At 44.5% G+C, this 21,276-nt stretch carries 20 protein-coding genes; 2 read left to right on the forward strand and 18 right to left on the reverse strand.

Annotation, left to right across the window (positions count from 1 at the left end):
- Positions 1-3 precede the first annotated feature (3 nt).
- The 16 genes from AB4Z50_RS26250 to AB4Z50_RS26325 form a co-directional block, all read right to left on the reverse strand.
- Positions 4-870 (reverse strand): carbohydrate ABC transporter permease, encoded by an 867-nt coding sequence (locus tag AB4Z50_RS26250; protein ID WP_076269028.1) that lies wholly within the window; start codon positions 868-870, stop codon positions 4-6.
- A complete protein-coding gene (locus tag AB4Z50_RS26255) occupies positions 867-3,137 on the reverse strand; it encodes a DUF5696 domain-containing protein (protein ID WP_441883649.1) in 2,271 nt (756 codons plus the stop codon). Before AB4Z50_RS26255 ends, AB4Z50_RS26250 begins: the two co-directional genes overlap by 4 nt.
- On the reverse strand, positions 3,134-5,287 hold the full coding sequence (locus AB4Z50_RS26260; RefSeq protein ID WP_441883652.1) for an SMP-30/gluconolactonase/LRE family protein: 2,154 nt from the start codon (positions 5,285-5,287) through the stop codon (positions 3,134-3,136). Before AB4Z50_RS26260 ends, AB4Z50_RS26255 begins: the two co-directional genes overlap by 4 nt.
- Before the next feature lie 12 nt (positions 5,288-5,299).
- Entirely contained in the window at positions 5,300-6,103 is an 804-nt protein-coding gene (locus AB4Z50_RS26265; protein ID WP_441883655.1) for a carbohydrate ABC transporter permease, read from the reverse strand.
- Between the two features lie 48 nt (positions 6,104-6,151).
- Positions 6,152-7,048, reverse strand: coding sequence for a carbohydrate ABC transporter permease (locus AB4Z50_RS26270; protein WP_441883658.1), 897 nt, complete (start codon positions 7,046-7,048; stop codon positions 6,152-6,154).
- A complete protein-coding gene (locus tag AB4Z50_RS26275; RefSeq protein ID WP_441883661.1) occupies positions 7,038-9,992 on the reverse strand; it encodes an extracellular solute-binding protein in 2,955 nt (984 codons plus the stop codon). Before AB4Z50_RS26275 ends, AB4Z50_RS26270 begins: the two co-directional genes overlap by 11 nt.
- A gap of 36 nt (positions 9,993-10,028) precedes the next feature.
- A complete protein-coding gene (locus tag AB4Z50_RS26280; RefSeq protein WP_441883664.1) occupies positions 10,029-11,138 on the reverse strand; it encodes an ABC transporter ATP-binding protein in 1,110 nt (369 codons plus the stop codon).
- A 98-nt stretch (positions 11,139-11,236) separates the two neighbouring features.
- Positions 11,237-12,205 carry an aldo/keto reductase gene (locus AB4Z50_RS26285; RefSeq protein WP_441883667.1) on the reverse strand — a complete coding sequence of 323 codons (969 nt, stop codon included), beginning with the start codon at positions 12,203-12,205 and terminating at the stop codon, positions 11,237-11,239.
- 95 nt (positions 12,206-12,300) lie between these two features.
- Positions 12,301-12,609 (reverse strand): hypothetical protein, encoded by a 309-nt coding sequence (locus AB4Z50_RS26290; RefSeq protein ID WP_441883670.1) that lies wholly within the window; start codon positions 12,607-12,609, stop codon positions 12,301-12,303.
- A 25-nt stretch (positions 12,610-12,634) separates the two neighbouring features.
- Positions 12,635-12,817, reverse strand: coding sequence for a YezD family protein (locus AB4Z50_RS26295; RefSeq protein WP_076269036.1), 183 nt, complete (start codon positions 12,815-12,817; stop codon positions 12,635-12,637).
- Between the two features lie 104 nt (positions 12,818-12,921).
- Positions 12,922-13,701, reverse strand: coding sequence for a nitroreductase family protein (locus AB4Z50_RS26300; protein ID WP_441883673.1), 780 nt, complete (start codon positions 13,699-13,701; stop codon positions 12,922-12,924).
- A gap of 745 nt (positions 13,702-14,446) precedes the next feature.
- Positions 14,447-14,974 (reverse strand): nucleoside-triphosphatase, encoded by a 528-nt coding sequence (locus tag AB4Z50_RS26305; RefSeq protein WP_441883676.1) that lies wholly within the window; start codon positions 14,972-14,974, stop codon positions 14,447-14,449.
- A 1-nt stretch (position 14,975) separates the two neighbouring features.
- Positions 14,976-15,392, reverse strand: a complete 417-nt coding sequence (locus AB4Z50_RS26310; RefSeq protein WP_076269040.1) for a hypothetical protein — start codon at positions 15,390-15,392, stop codon at positions 14,976-14,978.
- Between the two features lie 177 nt (positions 15,393-15,569).
- Positions 15,570-16,625: a phosphotransferase enzyme family protein gene (locus tag AB4Z50_RS26315; RefSeq protein WP_441883679.1), complete on the reverse strand. Its 1,056-nt coding sequence runs from the start codon at positions 16,623-16,625 to the stop codon at positions 15,570-15,572.
- Positions 16,626-16,926: 301 nt separating this feature from the next.
- Positions 16,927-18,408 carry a methyl-accepting chemotaxis protein gene (locus tag AB4Z50_RS26320; RefSeq protein ID WP_441883682.1) on the reverse strand — a complete coding sequence of 494 codons (1,482 nt, stop codon included), beginning with the start codon at positions 18,406-18,408 and terminating at the stop codon, positions 16,927-16,929.
- Between the two features lie 42 nt (positions 18,409-18,450).
- Positions 18,451-19,032, reverse strand: coding sequence for a GNAT family N-acetyltransferase (locus AB4Z50_RS26325; protein ID WP_441883685.1), 582 nt, complete (start codon positions 19,030-19,032; stop codon positions 18,451-18,453).
- Positions 19,033-19,451: 419 nt separating this feature from the next.
- Here AB4Z50_RS26325 and AB4Z50_RS26330 point away from each other — a divergent pair, with 419 nt between their 5' ends.
- The gene (locus tag AB4Z50_RS26330) at positions 19,452-19,808 is read left to right on the forward strand and encodes a YtxH domain-containing protein (RefSeq protein WP_339204730.1); all 357 of its coding nucleotides are present in this window, start codon (positions 19,452-19,454) and stop codon (positions 19,806-19,808) included.
- Between the two features lie 4 nt (positions 19,809-19,812).
- Entirely contained in the window at positions 19,813-19,953 is a 141-nt protein-coding gene (locus AB4Z50_RS26335) for a hypothetical protein (protein WP_339204731.1), read from the forward strand.
- An 81-nt stretch (positions 19,954-20,034) separates the two neighbouring features.
- Here AB4Z50_RS26335 and AB4Z50_RS26340 read toward each other — a convergent pair whose 3' ends face one another.
- A complete protein-coding gene (locus tag AB4Z50_RS26340) occupies positions 20,035-20,817 on the reverse strand; it encodes a sigma-70 family RNA polymerase sigma factor (protein ID WP_339204732.1) in 783 nt (260 codons plus the stop codon).
- Complete coding sequence (rsbW, locus tag AB4Z50_RS26345; protein ID WP_076269046.1) at positions 20,814-21,254, reverse strand: anti-sigma B factor RsbW; 441 nt, start codon at positions 21,252-21,254, stop codon at positions 20,814-20,816. Before rsbW ends, AB4Z50_RS26340 begins: the two co-directional genes overlap by 4 nt.
- Between the last annotated feature and the right edge of the window lie 22 nt (positions 21,255-21,276).

The following is a 21,276-nucleotide window of genomic DNA, read 5'->3' on the forward strand; positions in this document are numbered from 1 at the left end:
TACTTATCGTTTTCCTGAAAGCGACTTATCCACTCGGCTGTATAGCAATAAGGTCAAGAGTACGAAGGTTAGGATGATTAAGAAATAGATCCATGCCAAAGCGCTGGAGCTGCCATAATTGCTCGTATTCACTCGGCTGACAATCGGATTGGATGGGAAGGTGAATAAATCGACTACCGTGTACATTAAGTTCAAGAAGATATAAGGGACAAGACCGGGCAGCGTTATTTTCCAAAATGTATTCCAAGGTCCCGAGCCGTCAATACGGGAAGCCTCGTACACAGATGCTGGCAGCGTCTGGCGTCCAGCAAGGAAAATAAGGATTTGCACGCCTGAATACCAAAGGACGAGAACAAATGAGCTCATGACCTTTTGAATCGGAGCCGCCCATGATCCCGGAACATATTCACGCAAATAATAGTCGATACGCAGCGTCTCCATAATGCTGAGAGAGCCTTCCCCCTGCGCAATAAACTCCTGCACAATCTGGCCAGAGGAGAAAATAACAGGCAAAAAGAAGATGACCCGAAACAGCGTTCTGCCTGGAAAACGCAAATTAAGCAAAATGGCGACAAACAGGGAAAAGACAAGAATGATCGGAATCATCATGGCAGACTCCCTTAGAAACGGGAACAGCTCCTCATAGAGCAAGCTTCCGTTCGCGATCAAAATTTCCCGGTAATGGCTGAGTCCAATAAACGTATAGTTGACGCTGCTCACCGTAATTTTCACCTGATGAAAGCTCATGTACAGCGAATAGCCGAGCGGGAACGCCACAAAAACGAGGAAGCCAAACACCCAAGGCGCGATAAACAGGGAGCCTTCGAGCTTCCTAACTGTCGTATTTTCCAGCTTGCGACTCCATCTCATGGCTTCGTTCCTCCTTTTATGACGACAAAGTCTTTTGCTGGAACGATAATGCCATCCTTGCTGTAATCGGTCTGATTATAATTGACGATAATGCGATAATCGCTGCCATACTCTGTTTCCTTCACATTTGGAGCGAGCGTACGATGTCCCGTAATAAACTGCTCCTGCACAGCTGCAAGCGCCTCATTGGTTTTGGCATATTCAGCACTTAAATGATCGATCCAATCCTTATAGTTCAAGCTGTAATACCAGTAGGAATAGGAATTTTTCAAATCAGCTGCCTTGTCGCCGCTAAGCACATAAGCAGGGTATGCCCCATATTCAATGCTGCGGAGCAGCTCATCATCAAACTCATCGCGCAAATTAGACCATTCCAGCGAATATGTGCGCAAGCCATGGAGAACGATTTGGGCAAAAGGAATCGCTTCACTGATGAAGACATCATACGAATAATCAGCGGTTAGGCGATGGATATGGTCGATTTGAGCTAGCGCATAGAAATTCACATTATTCGCCACAAGCGACCCGAGTGCTTCCTTGCTCTTGTTCAAAATGCTGCGCTGTACATCGACAACCTCTGCCCTGCTCGCCAAGTATCGGCTGTTGAAATCCGTATTGACCTGCTTGCCGATGCCATCCTCGAAATAGATGCCGTCTGCTCCCAAGCTCTTATAGCTGTTCAAATCGGCCGAGACCACCTTCTCATAAAACCTCGGGCTTACAAACTTCGCTGCATCCTGGTCCTCATTTCCCCTTTCCTCCAGCACCGTTCCTGCCAAATTGCGCAAACCGTCGCGCCTCCACCAGAACCGATCATCGCCATTCGTATTGAGCGTATAATTCGCCGTCAAATAAACAGGAATATCCAAGGTATGAGCGAAGGAGATAAAGCTTTTCATCCCTTTGTTTCCACCTAAGCGCTTATCTACAGGAAAGTAGCCGCCATGCGTGCTGTAACCGTCCTGCTGCCACCCTGAGAATTGAATTTGCAGATGCTGAATGCCGCTGTCATAAATCGAACGAACAAGCTCGGTTGCCTCTTCTGTCGTAGTCGCTTTTAAATATGAATCTGCAAAAAGCCCCTTCTCGATGTCTGCGCCTACAATATCTACAAACAGCGGAATGTCTTTTTTGTTTGTTTCCAGCGGTTTTACACCCTGCTCTTGAATCAAATAATTGCGATAAACCTCCGCCATGCCAGCATAATCACTTTTATTAGGGAGCAGTGGATAATAACGCGTTGCGCGAGCATTCGTTATAAACTTATCGCCGCTGTATGTATAGAAGCCTTCACCCGTGCTCTTGCTTACACTTTGGAAAAACTTCTTCCGATACTGCCATTCGGTCGTCACCCAGTTCGAGCGGCCCACCGCACCTGACGGCGCTGCATAAACATTCGCAAACGACTCCCCTTCGGAGATGATCGCAACAAACGCCTGATCCCCTGACTTTAAGCCGAATACAGGCATCGTAATCCCCTGTCTGCCTGTATTTTCGTTGTAATAGGATAGATCCTGCCCATAAACACTTTCATTGTAGGTCAACTGCTGCATCAAGCGATCTGCCTCAAAATGGATCAACGAGCCGGAGCCGTCCGGCAGCAAAAGGTAACCCTCCTGGCCAGCAGACGGCTGTGCCCCAAACAAAGGGTATAGCTTAATATTCAATAAGCTTAAAGCGCCTTCGACGATTCCCTCATCCAAAATTCTCGTCTCTACATAGTCCTTGTGCAGACGCACCTCAATCGGAATTTTCAACTGCACCTTCGGCAGCGCGAAGGTGACCGAAAATCCATTTTCCGCAGCCTGGAAGTTTTCCAAGTAACCTTGGTTCTCGATTAATCCGGCAGTTACAGAAGAGGATTTGTAGTTTTTAGCATTTACGTATTCAATGATGACGGGAGAAGTTAAATTATTTTTCCACGTATTCGGTACCGTTTCTTCCTCCCAATACTTCGGCTCTGGATAGGAACGCCATATCTTCCCTGTCGCTTTATTGATTACTTGGAAGTGAGCTGATGCCTTATCTACAAGCAACAGTAATTGGTCTGATTCTGCGATTTGCTCAAAATTTGCTTCAACTGGCAATCCCGCTTTATAGGGAACAGTACCTTTCGTTTCAAATGGATTTGCAGCATCTACAGCCACGTCGGCAGGCTTACCCCATAACCCGACCGCCACAAGAGCAAACCATCCTATACCGGTCAGCAAAACAGCTAAGAGCAGCAGCTTCATAACGAGCTTTATGTTTATTTTGCGTACAGTCATCGGATGATCACCTCCTGATATAAGGAATTAATAAAGTTGACCAATTCTATGCTTAGGCTAATTAAGATGAAAATAAGAATGACAATTATCGCAAGCGCAATCAACGATAAGAGGATAATAAAAATTGCTTCGATGAAAGTATAGTTGTGTATGCCTTGCACCATCCATATGAACAGGAAGACAACCCATAAAACGATAAACAGCTTCAAAAACTTAAAGATCGCCAGCTCGTTTAAGGTCAGCACATTGGAGAGTAAAGTTACAGGTATACCGATGAGAATAATCGGAATTAAGGCGTAGCAGCTGCCATAAAATACGTCTCGGAACCGTCCCTCACCTCTAAGAAGCGAGCTGATTAAATAGTTGGAGACGACAAAACCCAGCCATATCCCAACAAATTGAATCGTAATGGGAAACAGGTCAATACCGACCTGCACAGCAGGGTTAAAGACAAAGCTTGTGCCCGCCTGTATATATCCGTACGATGCTAATGCAAATACAAGTATCAGTATGCTGCTTAACCATCCTGCTTTGTTTTCGTACCGAATAGCATAGAAGCCGTCTACAGGATGCTTTATTAAATAGAACATATGCTGCAGCTGTTCAAGTATCGGATGCCTAGCACTGCGTTTAGCTGACGATTTGCCTTTCAAGCGAAGCTTTTTGGATAAAACATTCCATAGAAGATACACGACGCCGAGCACGAGCGCCACATTCATGAGGACGCCAAAGTGCTTCTGGAACCACGTCAACCGATTTTGCCAAAAGGATTCTGAATAGCCGCCTACTACGCCTGCCTGATAAAACAGCTGCTCCGATCTTGCGTACTCCTCTTTTTTGTAAGCGGCCTTCGCCAAACCGATCAGTGCCGGTGTATATTGTGCATTTAAACGATGAACCTCGCTCCAGAGCGGCTCGCTTTGCTCGTATCTGCCTTCCTGCGTTAATTGATTCGCTTCGTGGACGAGATGGCCGAACTCAGACAGCCGCAGCACYTGAATGTAATTATTGACGCTGTCCAGCACGAGCAGCTCACCCTTGGAATTGCTCGCAATAGCTGCTGGCGCTTTGACGATTCCTGTCTTGGACGTAGCGGTAATGACATCCCCGCCCCAGAAAAACAACAGATTGCCATTCGAATCATATTGACTAATCATATTGCCTACAGAGTCGATCACAGTAAAGTTGCCGGCAGCATCCACCGTAATATCATTGAGCTGGGGACTTACACTTTGCTTCGTTCTGTGAAATACCTCTCCGTAAGAACGCACCGGCTGCAGGGCAGCAAATTCACCTTTGCCTACCAGCTGGTCGAGACCCGCGATGTTGAGCTTCTTCACCTGATCCGCGCTAATTTCCTTCGTCACCGTATAAATAAATCCGTTCTTGTCTATCGTTGAGCCCGCAATAGCTCCAGGCAGCTTCTTAAGCTCCCTTTGATACATTTCCCGCGTATATACAAATCGCTTAAATGCATCAAACAAAGAGAAGCTTACGCGATTCGGCCCAAAAAAACTAATGAAATTGCCCTCTGGATCAAGCTGCACCAAGCCTTGAAAAGCGCCAAGCGTCGTTACATAAATAAAGCCGCGCTTATCGACAATGAGGTTAACCGGATCATACTTGAAAGCCGGCGGCAAATAGCTGGACTCCGGACGGCCAAATGCTTTTAGCAGCTTGCCTTCTTGATCGAGCCTTACAACCCGGTTGTTGCCCGTATCTGCAACGTAAATCTCTCCAGCTTCATCGACATAAATGCCGCTTGGCTTCTTGAGGGGGCTTTCTGTTACTTTGATTTCACGAATATATTGGCCTTGCTCATCCAAGTGTACGATTCGATTATTGCCCGTGTCTGCGATGTAAATATGATCCTTATCATCCACAAATAGATCCTTGGGCTGATTAAGCTGCAGCTTTGTTTTCCCTTCGGCTCCCGCAGCTTGATTTGCTTCCGTAATCTCAACATCCGTGCCAATAATGCCAGCAGGAATGTAAGCCGCTTGCGTCTTCACCAGCTGTCCGAATCCATCCTTATAGTAGGTTTCGTACGGTAACTGCGAGGCTGTGGCCGGTGAGATGGGCCAAGCTATGTAAATCGCCGTAATCAGGATTATAATGATCGGACGAATCCGCAGCCTCCTGTTCTTCAAACGATTTCCCCCTTATTTAATACCGGAATGCGCCATTGTCGAAATGACCTTGCTTTGCAATATTACAAAGAAAATTAAATTCGGAACGAGCATAATAAGCGCTGCTACAGCAGCCGCGCCTTGACGCGCCACATTGTTCGCCAAGTTATTGGTCAATGTCGATAGGAAAAACGGAAAGTTTTTCATTTCATCGTCCTGCATGAACAGCATTGATGTCTCAACGTTGCCCCAAGAGTTCTGAAAGGCGAGTATCGCAACGGTCGCGATGGCCGGCATACACATCGGAATGACGATTCGAGCAAATACGATAAATTCGTTTGCCCCGTCTATTCGTGCAGCCTCCAGCAGTGAATCAGGAATCTGATCCACGAACTGCTTGAGCAGGAACACGCCCACCGGCAAAGCAAGCACGGGCAGCAAATGCCCCCAGTACGTATTCATAATGCCAAGGTGGCTGACGACCAAATACCTCGGAATTTGAATAACCTCCGGCGTAAACATCAGCATCAGAATAATCGTAGCAAAGATGAATGCGCGGCCCGGAAAAGGATGTTTCGACAGCGGATAAGCGCAAAGCGCGCTCACCGTCGTCACGCCAACAACACTCGCAGCCGAAATGAACAAACTATTGAACAAATAGCGCGATACCGGAACGATTGAATTGGACGTTACCCAAAAGAGCTCAACAAAGTTCTGAATGTTCGGCTCCTTCACAAAGAAGGTAGGCGGATAGACGAATAATTCATGATAAGGCTTGAAGGCATGATTAAAAATATAAATGATCGGCAAGATCATGATGACGGATATGATAAGCATGAACAGATTAAAGCTTATTTTTATACCAAGGCTTGATTGTTTCAGCTGTTACTCCTCCTTCGTACCGAACAATCCCCAGCTGAGCTTGTTCGCGAAATACATAAATATAAGAAGAAACACCGAAACCGTCGCCGCATAACCCATTTCAAAACGGATGAGACCATAATCGTTAATATGGTTCACGATCAAATGCCCGGCATATTCGGGCGTCGGGTTTTGACCGGATAACTCAACACCAATGGATCCGGTCTTAAAGGTCGTAACGATCGCCATTACGGCGCCAAAAAGCATCTGTGGCTTCATGGACGGAATCGTAATATACCATAGCTCCTGTATGTTGTTTTTGATGCCGTCGATTCTTCCTGCCTCATAAAGTATCGTATCCACGTTAAGAATACCTGCCAGCATCGCTAGGAAACCTACACCCATGCTCGACCACAATGTGACGACAATCATCGAGTTCATAAGAAACTCTGGACTTGTCACCCATAGCTTTGGCACGTCGATAAGGCCTGCTTTTAATAGAAAGCTGTTCAAATAGCCAATGCGATCGCCCGACAGCAAGGGAAGCCAGATAATCGTCATCGCTATGCCAACGGTAAGCGATGGCGTATACATCGCAAGCGCCACCCACTTGCGAACGCCGCCGCTCAGCCGTGAAATAAGCCATGCGAGCAGGAAGGCGGCAGCATAACCGCCGGGACCAACAATGACAGCAAACTTAAATGTATTGGGCAGCGCATATTTTAGGAACAGCAGATCCTGCGCGATCAAATACTGAAAGTTGCTCCAGCCAATAAAGCGAGGAGGCTCAATCCCGTTGTAATAGGTAAAGCTTAAGCCTACCGCCGCAAGAATCGGAATAACAATAAACAGAGCGAAGCATATAAGAAACGGCGCGATAAACAAATACGAAATGCGATACGACCATAATCTACTCCACATAACGATCAATCCCTTCCCAAGGCTGATCGACAATAGGAATGTCCAGCTTATTCACCTGTTCGCCTCGCTCATTAATGTAGCCAAATTCCTGCTGCTTCCTTAGAAGCTCGCGGTTAATGTCCCGAACGGCTTGCTCCAAGGAGGACATATAATTCGCCGTTCCAACAACGGATCGATTCCATGCATTATGAATTTCGCGTTCCAAGAAATATCCGCCGGGCACATTCGGAATATCCTTATACCATTTCCACTGGTTCAAAATAATTTCAGCATCCTCCTTTTTCCACGGCAGATGCGTGAAGGCTTCCACGTTGGACGTATTCCAGCGGAAAGCGACGCCATTGACCGCTTCCAAGTCAGAGCCATATTGCTCCTGCACCTCAGCTGACAACCACCACTTCAGGAATTGCCATGCCTCTGCTTTTTTATTGGACTTGTCAAAAATGACACCCGTGCGCTGCCCTCCGCCAGCCCAGCGGCTTATCGATCCGTCCGCCTGCTTCGTACCGGGAATAAGTGCGATGCCCCAGCGTCCATTCAGTTCAGGTGCAGCAGCCGAAAGCTGAACATACATGTTGTAATCCGATATGCCGATTGGCATCGTTCCGCTGCGAAAATGCTGATAGAAGCTCGGCACCTCCCGCTCCACAGCGTATGTATTAAATAGATCCGTCCACTGCTTGAAGGCACGATATGCTTCTGGACCATCGAGACATGATTTCACACCGCCGGGTTCATAAAACTCCACGCCGTTTTGATAGAAAAAATGCGTAAACTCCTTCGGATTTACGTAGAAGTTCATGAAGTTTTGCTGCAGCGTAGGCAATAGCTGATAAACGTCCTCCCATGTCTCGGGAATTTCAGCTCCAATACGCTTCAAAATATCCTTGCGATAATAGAGAACTTGGAACGACTGCGTTTCCGGCACGCCATAATAACCGCCATCGTAGTGCAGCGGCAGCCATGATCCCGGACTGAACTTCGGATACAACTGATCAAAATCTTCAAACTTGCTTAAATCCTGCAGCGTACCGCGAATGGCATAATCGACTGGCAAATCCTGCGTCAAGCCAAGGGCAATATCCGGCTGCACGCCAGCTGCATTAGACATAAGCAAAAGCTCAGCATTTGGAAGCAGGTTCACCTTTACCTCAATGCCTGTTTCTGGCGTGAACGACTCATCAGCAAGCTGCTGCAGCTGATCCACATAATCCCTGCCGCGCTGAACCCAAATGTTCAGCTTCTTGTCATCCAAATCGTTTAGGCTGTCCCTCGCATCGAAAGAGTAAATAAAGTTTTGAGCGCTGCCCCATAGCCGGCCAAAAAAACCAGCTTCCATTTTCGGAGCATCCGTCTTCTCGGGAATAATATAAACCTCATCCAGCTGCAGCGATTGCTTTAGCAGTGTATCGATAAAAGTACCGAATTTCTCTCTCATCGAAGAAATCTCTTCGACCTGATAAGGAATTTCTTCAGGCTTCTTAAGCAATGCTCGCAAATCCTTTGCTGATGTATCGAGTCCTTGACTGATTGAATCTTTGTTGCCGTTCGCTTTAACTACCCGCTTCGACAGTGACTCCATGACATCCGCTGCCAGCGCCATCTTGTCAGTCATCCCTGGGAAGTCCTGCTCCATGTTCCACGTACGATTGCGGTCAATGGTCTTCTTCGAGCTCGAACCTGTAATGGTACGCAAATCCCAATCAATTGCATCCAAATGAGCGATCAGCTTCTCGACATCCACAACGATAGACTTAATAGGCGATTGTGTGACGGCTAACGACAACGTATGTTGGCCCTTCTCAAGCTTTAGCAAATACGGATTCTTTTTTTCGTCCTGCAAAATCATTCCGTTCCAACCAGTAGAATAAGGAAAGCCATACGCTAAAAATTGCTTAAACGGTACCTCTCCATCCACTCGAACGACCCGGTAGGAGGTTTTCTGAGCTATCGTATTTTGCAGAGCGCGAAAGCCTATTTTGTACAAGCCGCTCTCCGGCACCTCAAACGACCATGAGATTTCCTGATTTTGTTCAAGCCAGCGTGGACCGCCAACCGTATTGTAAATAATTCTTCCCGTATAACGCGGCAGCGTGCGTGAGTTTTTATCCGAAAATAGCTTTATTGCCGTATCATTTTTGCTCGTAAAATCCTCCGCTTGAATCGTCAATACATCGCCCGCAAGAGAAGGCGTATCGGCATACGCAGCCTTAACTTCAGCATAATCAGGTATTTGCTTGCTCGGAACAAGCTTAATTCGCTCAAGCGCAACGGGGTCAAACCCTTGCAATCGAATGGTATGCGTTCCTTGTTCGAAATGCCATTGCAAAGGCTGCGCATATGCCCCTCCTGAATCCGTTAACGGCTTCTCGCTCCAGCCCGACACATCAATCGAACGAGGACGAATTTCATCGCCGTCTGAGTTTTTCAGAATAGGGCGCACATCCTCCCATGTCCGATATAAGGATATGGAAGAGGCTTCCCTAAACGGCCTTTGGCCATCTATCGTTACCTCCCACCCGATCGGTCCCTTTCTTCCATCCTTCAGAGGGTTATAAGAAACGTGGATTTCATACAGCGCACTCTCTGCAACGTCAACTTGATATTCAACCCATCCTGTGTTCCTTGTATTCCAAATCAGTATGTTTGATTTACCGTCGTAATCGCCTGCTTTGATCTCCTCTTCATTCGATACACGAGATGGCTTCGCTGCATCCAGCTGAATCGAAGTTGTTGCATTGCTCAGCCCCTTCTCCTGCCATGCTGCCAGCGCTTCGCTAAAATAAGAATCAACCTCATAATTAAATGTAGTTACGAGCTTGTCATAATCGACCTTATTGGTTTTAGCTCCAGATTCAGAGTTTACTGCCGCTCCACCATTAAGCAGCCAAGCTGCAATAACAATATTGGCACCATAGACAAGCCATTTCCGTTTCTTATTCATAAAGGTTAAGCCGCCTCCCTCCTTCGCAAATACCGATCATTCTGTAAATCTTTCACCCGTATCCTTATGAAAGAAATGAGCCTTCGATATATCAAGCTCTACCTTCACTTTCTCATTTTCAGCAAAACGATTATCGGGATCGACGCGTGCAATGAGCAGCTTCTCCTGTCCGATGTCTAAATAAAGAAAACGATCAGCGCCCATAAGTTCATTGTCCTTATAGATTCCGGTAATGATCGTCTCCGAGAACAAGCCTTCCAGCTTCACATTTTCCGGCCTTATACCTAATATCACCGATTTGTTTAGTTGGTTATTTTTGCGTAAAATATCCTCCATCACTTCATTTAACTTCAGTTGAAAACGATTCGTATGAAACTCTAATCGCCCCTGCGGATTCTCCTGCACGCGTCCATGAATGAAATTGATTTGAGGAGAACCTATGAAGCTCGCAACAAACGTATTCGAAGGTTTGGAGTAGATCAGCTCCGGCGTATCACATTGTTGAATGACGCCGCCCTTCATCACGACAATACGGTCCGCCATCGTCATCGCTTCGACCTGATCATGCGTAACGAATATAAACGTTGTGCCTAATTTTTTGTGCAGCTTCGTTATTTCCATACGCATCGTTACTCTAAGCTTGGCATCTAAGTTAGACAACGGCTCATCCATCAAAAACAGCTTTGGGTCACGCACGATAGCTCTGCCAAGCGCCACCCGCTGGCGCTGACCGCCCGACAGCTCCTTTGGCTTGCGATTTAAATAAGGCTCAATCTCCAGAATTCGGCTAGCATTTTTTACCGCCAAATCGATCTCATGCTTCGGAAGCTTGCGCATCCTCAGTCCAAACGCAATATTCTCATATACACTTAGATTGGGATAAAGGGCATAGTTCTGGAAAACCATCGAAATATCACGGTCCTTTGGAGGTAGCTTATTGACGAGCTGCTCTCCAATATAAATCTCGCCTTCGGAGATCTCTTCAAGCCCCGCAATCATTCTTAATGTCGTCGATTTGCCGCAGCCGGAAGGACCGACGAAAACGATAAATTCCTTATCTTTAATTTCCAGCTGAAAATCCTGCACTACCGCGTGTTTGTCTTTGCCATATCTTTTGTATAGATGATTAATCGTTACTCCCGCCATGCTTACCGCCTCCCATCCGAACTTGATAAAAAAATGAGGATATCACGCACTGCTCTGATATCCTCCATTGATACGGTAGAATGTATTTAATTATAGAATTAGCTCGGAATGGCTTCTTTTGCCGGCTCCAAATTGGAGGTTGCTTCATCGGCCTTCGCCAGTTCCTCAGCGCTTAGTTTAACATCCCAGCTTTTTGCAGCTTCCGTAATATGCTCAAGCTTCGAAGCGCCTAGAATTGCCGATGTAATGCCAGGACGACTCAGTACCCAAGACAATGCGTATTGCGCTTGAGTAAGACCCTTTTCTTCCGCCAAAGGTCTAATTGCCTCAGCAACTGGAATTGCATTTTTCTTCAAAAGCTCCTCCAGCCTTTGCTCGCCTGCCGCAAGCCGTGATCCTTCAGGCGGCGCTTCTCCAACCCGATACTTGCCAGAGAGTATTCCTCTGCCAAGCGGACTATAAACGATAACGCCAACTTGCTCCGATTGCACAAAAGGTATAATTTCCTTCTCAATTTCACGCGAAATGATGCTGTATTCCGGTTGGAGACTTTCGAAGCGATGCAGGCTGTGCAGCGCGCTTATACCGTGAGCCTTCGCAAGCTGCCATGCAGCAAAATTTGAAGCGCCTATGTATCTTACTTTCCCTTGACGCACCAGATCATCTAAAGCTCGAAGCGTTTCTTCAAGGGGTGTATTAGGATCAAATCGATGTACCTGATACAGATCCAAATAATCGGTTTTCAACCGTTTCAAGCTGTCTTCAACAGCCTTGTAAATATGATAACGGCTTTGCCCAGAATCATTTACCCCTTCGCCTACGCGGCCATGAACTTTGGTTGCCAGCACAATTTGGTGACGCCTTTCTTTTAACAAATTGCCCAGTATACGTTCCGACTCGCCTTCCCCGTATACATTAGCAGTGTCCACGAGGTTAATGCCATGATCCAGCGCGGCATCCAAAATTCCAGCAGATGCCTCCTCATCAATCCATCTTCCAAACGCCATCGTACCTAAGCTCACCTCAGATACTTTTAGCCCTGTTCTTCCCAATTTACGATATTCCATGTTCGTTATCCTCCTCAAATTTTGTACAAAAAAAACCGGAGACAGGTTTTGCATTTGCAAAATGTCTCCGGTTTTCCGGTCGAATATATTCATTATTAGTATGCGGCCAATGCTCTTATTACCGGAACTTCGTGTTCAGCAGCAAATTGGCTAAGCTGAGCGACCAAATTTCCTTTGCCAAAAGATAAATACTTATGGCCTTCTTCCGCCTGCAGCTTGATCATGTGATCTAGAAACTGAATAATCATCTTCCGCCGGCCTTTAATTCCAGCATAACCGTTGTCATACAGCCATTGATCAATGGTATTGTAGACACCACGGTTCAGCCGATACATTTGCAAGCAGTAATGATGAAAGGCAAGATCCGGCCATTCATATAAACTGGAGCTCCTATCTTTCTTCATACGCATCCTCTCCACTTATAAACGGTTATCTTTGCTTGCGAGCAGCCGATGGCAGCTTCTCCACCTCGTAACGGCTGCGTTCCGTCCGATCAATTTGTACAATTTGACCATTATGAATCGTAATTTGAACGATGCCATATTGAACGCCTGCCAATTGATCCTGTATTCGCTTTAACCATTCATCAGCAACCTCAACCGTTCTGGACATATTCAACATCCTCTCCAAATTTATAAGTGTTTTCAAACTAAATGTATAAGTGCCATCAAACCAAATGCATGGTCACACAGGTTTCCAGAAATGCGATTAGCCGTTTAATCTACCTTAATCTCCAGTAGACTCTCAGCCAAGGGGCGACGCCCATTCGGAATTTCTTTATCGCGAAACTTTTCATCGAGCGTATCAAGTCCTCCCCGATGACCGAGTGCGATGACGGCATGCAGTGCAATATGTTCAGGTACTTCTAAAATCTTGCGTGCTTCCGCTCGGTCAAATCCTCCAACGGCACGAGTCGATAGACCAAGCAGCCTCGCTTGCAGCGCCAAAGTTGCCCAAGCAGCTCCTGTATCGAAAGCATGCGACACATTCGGATTGCCATCTTGCTTAACCGCTTCAGAAGCTAGAAGCAGCAGCACGGGTGCGTGGTCTGTCCACAAGCGGTTGCCAGGCACAATGAACTTGCGGAACTGCTCATGCTCGGCTTCTTCCCTTGCCACGTAAAATCTCCATGGCTGCAAGTTGCTGGACGATGGCGCCCATCTTGCAGCTTCCAAAACCGTATAAAGCTCTTCATCGCTCACAAGCTGATCCGAGTAGGATCTTGGCGACCATCGATTCAGAATAAGCGGGTGTACAGGATAATCAGGGCTTCTTGCATCGGCAACCTCTTTACTGTATTGCTGCTCAAGTGACTGAGCATTAGCTCCAAAACCAACATGACTCACTATCCCCATCTCCTCTTCCTTTGAATAAAAAGAAGGCGCACGACAACCGATTCGGCATTCGGTTGGCATGCGCCTCCAGTTTTCTAGCGAGCGCGACTTGCAATCAAATACAGCGAAACCATTGCCATGAATGACGATGCAAGTTGTCATTATTCATTTCCGACTAATTCAATAGGATAAATTAAATTTAACATGATGTTTTCCATCCGTCAACACTTATCCGTCTAATTTCCACGACTCTTTTTTACAAATTGGCGCCACGCTTTCGCTGCTGCCAAGGTCAAGCTTGCTTCGCCACTCGTTACTAAGCTCCCTACGCCAACTGAAAATTTTCAAATTGAATTCACTAATTTATTACCTAAATCCTTAATTAACTGGATTCTTCGTATGAATTTCCCCATAATACGAAACTCCCAATACTAACTCGATTCTTCACACGGGATTTCCCCTCAATTGGTACGAGAATCCCTACACTAACTCAATTTTTTACGCGGGATTCACGCAAATGTTACCCAAACCCTTTACTAAATCGATTCTTCACACGTAAATCCCTTCAATTGTTACATGAATCCCTACACTAACTGGAATTTCTCCTGTTAATTCATCAAAAAGAGTCTAATTTAACTAATTACATGGAAATTCTCCAGTTAATTTTCTTCATATTCCTGAATTAGAGCTAATTTCGCAAAATTAACGGGAGATTTTCCTGTTAATTGAGCATTTGACGTATAAACTGAGAAATTAACAGGAGTTTTTCCTGTTAGAAGATACGATTACTCAAAACACGATTAACCTTACACATACTCATTATCGAGCAAATCTGCCCATTCAAAAAAAGCCTCCCCACCCACTTAGAACGTGGATTAGGAAGCTTCTTTATCGTACAATGAACCACCTACAACACCCTAAAAAGATCGTTCGCCAATGCCTCTGTTGTTAATTCTCTATTTTCTTCATTCATAACGTACAGCTTGATGCCTGGCAGCTCCTTTATCTTGTCAATTTCGGAATGGCTATCCAAGCAAATCGTGCCTATGATGAGATGCTGCGAGCTTGAAACCATGTCATAGACCATTTTCCGAAAAGGTACCGATAACATTTGCATGTAGCCAATTTCATCAATAACCGTTACCTTCTTCGTCTTCAAGGAATGTCTAATTGACGTTAGAGCTAAATTCTCAAAAGCTTCTAATTCAACGCCATATCTTCCTATTCTTATGGAACTTGTACTATCTACACTTGCTATTCTTTCGCTTACTCCATCCAATGTTACGCAGTTAAATCCAATACGATCCGTTTCGCTCCGTATTTCTTCCGTATAAAATCCTCCAACATGCTCAGCGCCTATTCGGTTAATAAGCTGTACAATGGCAGTCGATTTGCCTACTCGCGGCTTCCCAGTCAACAAAAAACATGTTTCCATATCATTCCCTCATTCGGCGGTGCAGCATATTTTCTGCTAGGGCATATAACAAACCCACAACCGCAAATATTATAATAGAGCTATTTCTATTCAACTCGTATCCCGAGACAAAATTATCATATAAATAATGAAACATATATACGCCCACCAATCCACCAAACAGGATATAGATTGAAGCCTTAATCATTAATGATTTCACCAGCTTATGAACAACCAAAGAGATGGGTAGCAATGTAATCGGATAAAAAAGGAAAGCGTAAACAACCATCAGCAAAACGAACGTCAGCCCGATATTACGGAGACCATAATATTCGGTTGTCATAATTTTGCTCCCCTCGAATAATTCCAAGACCACCGCTGCCGCAACAAACAATATAATCATAAAAATCCAAAGAAAAAAATGTTTGACTATCTCCAATTAAACACCGCCTTGTTTGCTTAGATAAGTATTAAACGTTTATTTAATTTACAATGTTTCACAATTGCCTTATCTGTTTTATTATTTTGATGCTTCGCTCCATTCACAAAAAAGCCCGCGCAGCGCACGGACTTCACAACAATCAGTCTTTATGGGACGAAAATCATATTTTCACCTTCACTCTCCATTTTCCTTCCTCCCTAAAATAGCTGTTCTATCGATTTCCACAGGTTCGATAACTTGGAATAAAAACCGTGTATCGTTTAAATAATCTCTTATATACGCCTGAGCATACGGCTGTTCTGCAATTAAACTGGCTGTTTCTCTTGGGTCTGAGGCATGATGGCAATAATTCTCGATCATGAACATGACGAAAAAACATTCAAGCCTCTTAACATAGTCCGTTTCCAGCTTTCTTACACTTTCGTAGCCTTGAATAAACAGCCAGCGATGCTTCGGATAAAGCTCTAATAGCGAGCCTGCCATATCGTACAGAAAATAACCAAAACCGCATCTGCCAAAATCAATGGGATACGGCAGATTCTCGTTAAAAACGATGTTGCCGCTATGCAAATCCGCATGAATGAGTCCGTAGTTATCACCGCTGCGTTCCATTACAGCCAGTTCCGATATGATTTTCTCAGCCGCTGCTTGATACGATCTCCATGCCTCACCCGATAAAAAACATCCATAATACTGTTCCAGCTTAGCCATTTGACGACTAAAGCTCTCTGCTCCCCAAACAGGACGAACAAAATCAGAAGGCGGGACAAAATTTGCAGTTGCTTTGTGAAACCTCCCCATCATGACACCCATAAGATGAACCGTATGATCCGAAAACTCCCCGCTAGCGTGCTCGCCATCTACCCATCGCATCAGAGTAACATACGGACGACGATAGCCCGCTTCCGTACCGATCTGCAAAACATAAGCGCCACTGCAGCTTGCCAGCGCTTCTGGCACATGCAAATCCTCCGATTTATTTAAGGCCTGAAGCAAAGCAAGCTCTGAACGAATTTCCTCTATGCTGAGTCGATCCGAATGAATTCGAAGCAAATATTTTTCCGCTGTATCTGTCTCAATTTTATACGTGATTGTGTCCGACAGCTGAATAAATCGAATGCTCACCCATTCCAAGTCATACTCTTGCAGTGCCGATAACGCAACTTTCCTCGCTCGAGCTAGCAGTGATATCCTATTCTCATCTGTATCAAAACGAAAAAAATCAATCATATATTATCTCCTTCAACGGCTATAACCACCATTTCATTGTTCTTGTAATTATAATGGCTATCATGCCATGAGCCTAAGTAATAAACATTTAGAAATCATTTAGTACACAAAATCACTCCATTATCTGCTCACCGATAACAGAGGTTTGTGATTCCATATTTGTCCGTTAATTATTCATCCATATTCATATAAAACTAGCAAAAAAAAACGCCATTTCAGGAGCCGCCAACCCCATTCGAGGTAAGCAGTACTCCTTCTATTGACGTTTTCTATAAAACGAATGATGTTATGATAAATCAGCTTAATGCTTCGCCGCCATTTGCTTAAGCTCTGAAAGCAATTGATCAAGCTGAGCATATTCTTCTACCATCGTATGAATCTTCATATCCTGTGTTTCCATGCTGGCATGAACCTCTTCAACAGAAGCCATATTTTGTTCCGTAGTAGCTGCGATATTGAGCATTTCACTCGACATGCTCGCATAACGCTCATGCAGTTCATTGGCAGAGCTGCCAACTGAATCAGAATGCCTTTTCACAAGCTCCGTATTCTCGTTTATCTGATCAATAAGCTTCTCAACCTGCAAAGATACATCTCTGCTCGTCGTCACTGCTGCTTGGCCACTTTCAACTTGCGCGTGTACAGCACTGATTTGTGAACGAATACCCGTCAAAATTTCAGATATTTCATTCGTCGCCGCTCTCGCATTATCTGCAAGCTTGCGCACCTCGCCTGATACGACAGCAAAACCTCTGCCGTGCTCGCCTGCGCGAGCTGCTTCAATCGCAGCATTAAGCGCAAGTAGATTCGTCTGCTCAGCAATCGTACTAATCGTTTCTACAATTGAGCTTACACGATCATTTTGCTCATTGAGTTCAATCATCATGTCCACGGTATGTGTAATGATAGAGCGAACACTTTCTACCTCTGACGATAACACAGCCATTTTCTCCCGATTGTTCTCCGTCAAATCTGCATTAACCGTAGAAAATTGCTTCAGCTGCTCCGTACCTTCCAAAAGCGTTTTAACCGAAGTATCAATGACCTGCGAGGATTCACTAATGTTCATAATAGTCCCTGTCTGCTTCTCAATCGCAGCCGACATTTCGGAGAACGTTGCCGTTACCTCTTTCGATATTTCTCCAGTGGAACGAACCGTCAGCTGCTGGCTGCTGCTGAACTCCGTTAATACAATAATAGAAGAGTTTAGTTTAGCGAGCAGCGCCTCTGCCATATCCTTAGAAGCTAAAGCTTCCCGCTGCTTGTCTGTTACCTGCCGCTGCAATTTGCCGCTGAAGCCGGCTGAGAATGCGAGCGCAACCGTAGCAAATAAGAGATACAAAAATAAATAAACAAGCGATTCGTTTGGGAATAGCTTAGGCTGCAGCACAGGATCAAAAAATAAATATGTGCTTACTGCGGCTCCCAAAACACCTGTCAAAATAATCGGTCTATAGTCTGCGTAAAGAGTAATGATTGCGAGGTTTACATAAACTAAAAAGTACGTGCTCACAATAGGATTCGGATCCGATACGATTAATAAAGTAACGATAATGGTCAATATAAAGGGTACAAAAAATTTAATAAATTGTGTAAAAATGCCACGGTATGTCATGAAAGTAGCTGCACCGCACAAAAATATACCGACTCCCGCAAGAAGAAGAACCATCTTTGCATCAAGCCCAATAGCAAGATCTGTAACGATCCCGAGAGCAAGCAAACTCCACAGGATTTTTATTAACAATCGATTCCGTTTGTCTAGTTCTGTTAATTCTTTTTTCATGACATTTCCGCCTTTTCTGTGTTAACTCATGTTTTCATACGTTTAAACGGTACGTCCAGTTCCTCCTGCACCGTTTGCAGCCAAAACCGCTTCTTGCGGATAGACGAGCCATTCATAACTATTTTTGTTGCAATACATCTTTTCCATATCGAACAATACGGGAATGACGTCATCTCCCTTATAGAACACCTTCTCTCCTACTTTTTCTAATGGTACTTGATATGAAATACGAAGTGCCCTCATAAATTTCGGCTCAAGCAACGAGACAAAATATTTCAGCTGCAGCTTCTCTGCTATGTAGACTGCCGACGAGAGCAAATCTGAGATATGCCTTCCTCTATAGGATCGGAGCAGTGCAATTTTGTCAATTTCAGCTACAGCGTCGCCTGCTTCAATAATTTTCGGATGCGTTTGAAACGGACCTGCATCGTTAATGGAGCTTGAAGTCAAGCAATAGGGCTTAATTTCAGATGTCCCTACATAATGTCCTTCCTCTGTCACAATGACGAATCTCTCAAGAGTGTTTTCAGAAAATTCAAGTTCAAAACCTTTCTCCATCCAGACGGTTGTCCAAATGCCGTTAAACATAGCCAGCTCCAGCTCATTCTCCACTCGTTTAAACATGATTTCTCTCCTCTATCTCTCTATTTTTGCGAGTTTCTACATAGGTGAAATAGGCAGGCAATTTTTTTATCGGAATAATTAACTCAATAATTAACCAATTTAAGAGAATAAATATATTATTTTTAAAAACTTTTCTAAAGCTACTTCTAATTTTTCATCTTACTAAATATAAACGCCCTCCTTCTCAATCTTTTTATATAAATTATTCCATGCAATCGATTTACTCAACCGTTCATATCACATAATTCCTAGCAAGTAAGTGAGAAATCGAAACAAATCGTAGCATCGTCTCCCTTTAATTGTCAATAGTTTCCTTATTGATTTGTTTCAAAACGTTTGTTTTCGTTTATATATAACTAAGAAATTCAAACAACGTTGATCAACTTGATCGACAAATACAAATCGAGGAGAGATGACAAATGTCACGAGAAAACTCTAGTAACGGCGTATTGATTGGCGCAATTGTAGGAGGTGCTATCGGTGCTATTTCAGCTCTGCTGTTCGCACCAAAAACAGGTGCAAACCTGCGGGAGGATCTCTCCAACAAGTTCAAGACGATTAGCGAAAAGACAAAGGAAATTGCCACTACGGTGGGAAATAATACAAAGGATTTAGCTGCTGCCGTCGGACAAAACACGAAGGATATAGCAACTAATATCAAAGAGGAAGCTGGCGACTTGGTAGATCACGCCAAAAAATCAAATCAGCATATTATGGATTCCATTTCCTCTGCTAAAGATGATGTCAAGGATGGACTTGCAACAACTGGGAGGTAATGAAATGAAAGACGAGCTTGAATCAACTACAAATTCAATGGCACCTACAGAAGAAGAGATGATTAAGCTTGGCGAGGATATGGAGAACATGGAAACCAATGCACAAGTCATTGAGAATGGCATGGTACCCGATCCGGTTCAATAACAATAAGGCTTATAACAAAAACCCCCTTTCCATCAAGATGGAAAGGGGGTTTTTAATATATTAAAAATTAATAAAAGTGCTTTACATTCCAAATTCAGCGCTATGATCTGCGAGCAGTACCTTCAGCTTTTCAATCGCCCGCTTTTGTATGCGAGAAACGCTCATCTGCGATACGCCAAGCTGATCGGCTATATCACGCTGAGATTGACCATTATGATAAGCAAGAATAAGTACCTTCTTCTCCTCTGCTTTCAGTTGATCCATCGCCTCCTCCAAGTCTAGACGATTATCAACATTCTGATAATCGTCCTTGTCTGAGCCAATTAGATCGCCTATAGTAGCAGCGCTTTCCCCTTCGCTTGATAATGGAGTATCAAGCGATACATAATGATAGGATTCGCGGCAAGAAAGTATCTCTATCGTTTCTTCCACCGAAAGCCCCAAATGAACCGCAATTTCTTCCATTTTGGGCGAGTGGCCGAGCTCAACGGTTAAGTGATCGATGGCTTGCTGAATCAGCAAGCCTTTTTCCTTAATCCGTCTCGGCACCTGGATATACCAAGACTTGTCTCGCAAATAGTTTTTCAAATGCCCTATAATGCTCTTCATTGCATATCCCTCAAACGGGATTTCACGCGAGCTGTCATACTGCCTAAATAAACGCAGCATAGACAACTGACCGACTTGGTATAAATCCTCATAGAGATCTGGTCTGCTGCGCGACATCTTTGCAGCTGCCATCTTCACTATGGGCTCAAAATGCTGCAGCAATACGGTTGCAACTTCATTACAATTCGATTGCTGATACAATTTTATTTTTTCAATCATATGTTCTGGATCCAGGAAGGATGAATTTGCGTTCATGCCATCTCCTCTTTCCTACCAAATAGCTTGGTCAAAATTACCTCAGTGCCTCTCTCAGAAAACACTTCCACTTTATCCATCAATGCATGCATCATAAACAGCCCAAGTCCACCAGCCGTTACTTCACTTAGTTCTTTATTGTGCAGAGACTCGGTTTTGCTTGCGGATGGCTCATATTTAAAGCTCGTACCCTCGTCCTTGATACGAATAGAAAGCCCCTCTTCCTCAAGCTCAAAGCTAATATCCACTACACCAGGCTGGCTATTGCTGTATGCATGGAGTACAACGTTCGTACAAGCCTCGGTTACAGCAACCTTCATATCTTCAATTTCCTCATAAGAGAAACCTGCTTTGTTCGCAACGCCAAATAATGTAAGTCTAACAATATCAATAAATTCTGCTCTCGCCGGAATCGATAAACGAATGAATGAGTTCATAGTCGCTTCTGTCCTCTCTTCT

The organism is Paenibacillus sp. 2TAB26, from assembly GCF_052115145.1.
Taxonomy (GTDB): domain Bacteria; phylum Bacillota; class Bacilli; order Paenibacillales; family Paenibacillaceae; genus Pristimantibacillus.